The 3791-nt window shown below is 69.8% G+C and carries 4 protein-coding genes and 2 tRNA genes; 5 read left to right on the forward strand and 1 reads right to left on the reverse strand.

Annotated features, from left to right (window positions below; translation table 11 throughout):
- A partial coding sequence (gene ligD / locus FDZ70_07620; protein ID TLM73620.1) for an ATP-dependent DNA ligase occupies window positions 1–429 on the reverse strand: 429 nt, incomplete at its 3' end.
- Between the two features lie 100 nt (window positions 430–529).
- On the opposite strand from ligD, the gene FDZ70_07625 reads away from it, so the two are divergent.
- From FDZ70_07625 to thiC, 5 genes are all read left to right on the forward strand, one after another.
- A tRNA-Ser gene (locus tag FDZ70_07625) sits at window positions 530–622 on the forward strand.
- A 112-nt stretch (window positions 623–734) separates the two neighbouring features.
- Window positions 735–1322, forward strand: a complete 588-nt coding sequence (locus FDZ70_07630) for a hypothetical protein (GenBank protein TLM73621.1) — start codon at window positions 735–737, stop codon at window positions 1320–1322.
- 58 nt (window positions 1323–1380) lie between these two features.
- Window positions 1381–1473 (forward strand) — tRNA-Ser (locus tag FDZ70_07635).
- A 258-nt stretch (window positions 1474–1731) separates the two neighbouring features.
- The gene (gene thiE, locus FDZ70_07640; protein TLM73622.1) at window positions 1732–2565 is read left to right on the forward strand and encodes a thiamine phosphate synthase; all 834 of its coding nucleotides are present in this window, start codon (window positions 1732–1734) and stop codon (window positions 2563–2565) included.
- The coding region (gene thiC / locus FDZ70_07645; GenBank protein ID TLM73623.1) for a phosphomethylpyrimidine synthase ThiC at window positions 2562–3791 on the forward strand (1230 nt) is incomplete at its 3' end. The genes thiE and thiC, both read left to right, overlap by 4 nt.

Consider the following 3791-nt stretch of genomic DNA (forward strand, 5'->3'; position numbering starts at 1 on the left):
GCGTACGAGCGCCCAGGAGCCGGAGAGCTTCTCGCCGGCGATCGTGAACTCGAGGTCGTCCTTCGCCAGCCCGGCAGCCGCGTCGCCCAGCGGTTCCCACGAGCCCCGGTCCCACACCATCACGGTGCCGCCGCCGTACTCGCCCTCGGGGATCGTGCCCTCGAACGGGGCGTAGTCGAGCGGGTGGTCCTCGACGCGCATCGCGAGGCGCTTGTCGGCCGGGTCGAGCGACGGTCCCTTCGGCACCGCCCACGACAGCAGGACGCCGTCGAGTTCCAGGCGCAGGTCGTAGTGCAGCTGCCGCGCGGCGTGCTTGTGGATCACGTAGGCGAGCCCGCCTGCGTGCGGAGCTGCGGGTGCGACGTCCTCGCACGGCTCGGGCGTGGACTCGCAGTCGCGCTTGCGGCGGTACTCGTCGAGTGCGTCCATCGGCTGCTCCGCCTCTCGCGCTCATGCCATCACGGCTCGTTGCCGCCGCCTCCCCGACGCGACTATACTCCCGCTTGCCGCGGGCGACCGCGACACCAGCGGAGAGTTGTCCGAGTGGTTGAAGGAGCACGACTGGAAATCGTGTGTGCGGTGTTGAACCGTACCCAGGGTTCGAATCCCTGACTCTCCGCCATCCATCGCGAACATGAGCGGGCGGTCCGCCGGACGAAGACGGGCCGCCCGCGTCGCGTCCGCGGGTCTTCGCGCTGTCATCGGCGAAGTCCGCCATACGGGGAGGGTCCGCGATGTCGACGATGGCCAAGGGCACGATCGCGAAGGCCGGACACGACCACATCCGTCTGCGCTTCGGCGAGGACGTGTGGGAACGGGCGCTGCGGTCGTTGTCCGACGACGAGCGCGCCGTCGTGCTCAACGTGTCGAAGTCGACCCAGTACCCCATCGCCATCGACGGCAAGATCTTCGCCTTCGTCTGCCGCGACCGGTTCGCTGGTGATGCGCGGCGCATGGGCGAGGCGATGCGCGAGATGGGCCGCGCCCAGGCCGACGACATGCTCGACGGCGTCTTCAGCATCTTCGCGAGGTTCGTCTCGCCGTCTCAAGCGTTCGCACGCGCAGGCAGCATCATCTCGTCGTCGTACACGGGGGTCACGTACGAGACGGTGCCGGACCCCTCGGGGAAGGGCGGTGTGCTCACGATGCGCGGGTTCGCCGACCTGACCTACGGGGCGGCGTCGATCTCCGGCTGGATCGAGCGGGCGATCACGCGGTTCGGCGCCCAGCGGGCGAGGGTGACCGAGCGCCACTACGAGTCCGGGGTCGTCGCCTCCGACGAGTTCGTGTTCGACCTCACCCACGACCTCACCTGGGACTGACGCGCACCGCTCACGCGCGCTATACTGCGCGTCGCGCCTGACGGCGCACACCCCTAGCGGAGGGGTGGCAGAGTGGTTGAATGCGGCGGTCTCGAAAACCGTTTACGGGGCAACCCCCCGTACGTGGGTTCGAATCCCACCCCCTCCGCCACAGAGCAGCGCAAACGTTGCCCCCGCGTCCCGATGAGGGACGCGGGGGCAACGTAGCTGTTGGGTCAACTGCAAACACTCTGCAAACATGAGCTCTGAACGAGGGGTTGTCGAGGTATCAACTCGCTCCCCCGTTGCCTCACCCACTTGCGTTGTCTACCATTGTGCCGATCGAGGATGCGGGAGCTGCTGACAGGCGGCTGAGAGGGAAGGCCAACCTTCCGACCGTGTGAACCTGATGCGCGGTGCGCGCGCATGACTGGGTAATGCCAGCGCAGGGAAGGCCCCAAGGACGTCATCGAGCCGTTCGGTGTTGCAGGGAGAGAACGGCTCTCGCATTCCTAGGCCCCGTCGCCCCGTCAGCAGCGCGCGCGACCCGCACAGCCGCGGAATCGAGGAGGCGTGCGTGGGGCCCACTGGAACGGATGAGCGGCCGAGGATCGATGGCCTGTATCTGATCACGTCCGACGGGTCGGCCGAGCGATCACATCTCGGCGTCACGGCCGCTGCACTCGACGGTGGCGTACGGACCGTGCAGTTCCGCGACAAGAGTCTGCCGGAGGAGGCGTTCGCGGAGCTCGCCCGAGAGGTGCAGCGCCTGTGCGCCGAGGCTGGCGCGACCTTCATCGTGAACGATCGCGCGCACGTTGCGATGCGGCTGCGCGCAGACGGCCTGCACGTCGGTCAGAGCGACCTCGCCCAGCTCGACGACTGGCGTCCCACCTGGCCCGCCTTGTTCGGCGTGTCGTGCAACGGGGCGGTGCACGTGCCCGCTGCGCTCGCGCTTGGCGCAGGCTACATCGGGTGCGGGCCTGTATACGAGACATCGTGCGAGCACTCGCACAAGCGGGTGATCGGTCTTGGCGGACTCCGCGAAGCACTGCTCGTCGCGAGCGTCCCCGTCGCAGCCATCGGCGGCATCGATGAGGCGCGGATCGGATCAGTCGTGGCGTGCGGTCCTTCCGCTGTGTGCGTGAAGTCGGCGATCGCCGAGGCGGGCGACATGGCCGCTGCCGCGCGTCGCCTGCGCGAGCGGATGGAAGCGGGGAACGCGGAGCCGTACCGCGCCCGTGTGGACGGGAGCGTGCGATGAGCACGATCGACGACATCCGAGCCGGCCGGGAGGTTGTGGGCCTTGCTGAAGCGGCGGTGGCCGAGGGCGTGGGCGTCGACGCCCTTGCCGAGGCGATTCTCGCGGGGCGCGTCGCCATTCTGGCCAACAGGTCCCGGAGAGGCGTGGTCCGGCCGGTCGCCGTGGGCGAGGGTCTGCGCACCAAGGTCAACGCCAACATCGGCGCGTCCGAGGACGCGTCGAGCCCGGAGGAGGAGCTTCGCAAGCTCGACGCAGCCGTGCGCGCCGGCGCGGACGGGGTGATGGACCTCTCGACCGGCGGCGATCTCGTTGCGATGCGCCGCGCGCTGCTCGCGCTCTGTCCGGTCCCGTTGGGCACGGTGCCGGTCTACGAGGCGGCGGTGCGCGCCGGCGCCGCGGTCGAGGAGATGACCGCCGACGATCTGCTCGGGGTCGTACGACGGCAGGCCGAGGAGGGTGTGGACTTCCAGACCATCCACGCTGCACTGACGCGCGAGCAGGCGGAGTCGGCGCTTGCCTCGGATCGGCTCGCGGGCATCGTCTCGCGCGGTGGCGCGCTGTTGGCGGCGTGGATGGTCGCCCACGATGCCGAGAACCCGCTGTTCGAGCGCTTCGACGAGGTGCTCGAGGTCTGCCGCCGCCACGACGTCACCATCTCCTTGGGAGACTCCCTCCGCCCTGGTGCCCTTGCCGATGCGGGTGACGGGCTGCAGACGCGCGAGGCGCGCGTGCTCGGTGAGCTGGTGCGCCGCTGCAGGGACGCCGGCGTCCAAGCCATGGTCGAGGGGCCCGGACATGTCCCGCTGCATCGGGTGGCGAGCCAGATACGCGACCTGAAGGAGGCGTGCGACGGGGCGCCGCTGTACGTTCTCGGCCCGCTCGTGGTCGACATCGCTCCAGGCTACGATCACATCACGGCGTCCATCGGTGGCGCAGCCGCGGCCGCCGCGGGCGCCGACTTCCTCTGCTACGTGACCCGGGCCGAGCACGTGTGTCTGCCCGACACGGACGACGTCGCCGAGGGCGTGATCGCGGCCCGTATCGCGGCACACGCCGGGGACATCGCGAAGGCCATTCCCGGCGCTCGGGACCGCGACGACGCGATGTCGCGCGCGCGCAAGGCGCTCGACTGGGAGGCGCAGTACGCGTTCGCCCTCGATCACCTGCGACCGCGCGAGATGCGCAGGAGGGCGGGGGCGGAGGAGGGCGCATGCGCGATGTGTGGC

It is taken from the genome of Actinomycetota bacterium (genome assembly GCA_005774595.1).
Classification (GTDB): domain Bacteria; phylum Actinomycetota; class Coriobacteriia; order Anaerosomatales; family D1FN1-002; genus D1FN1-002.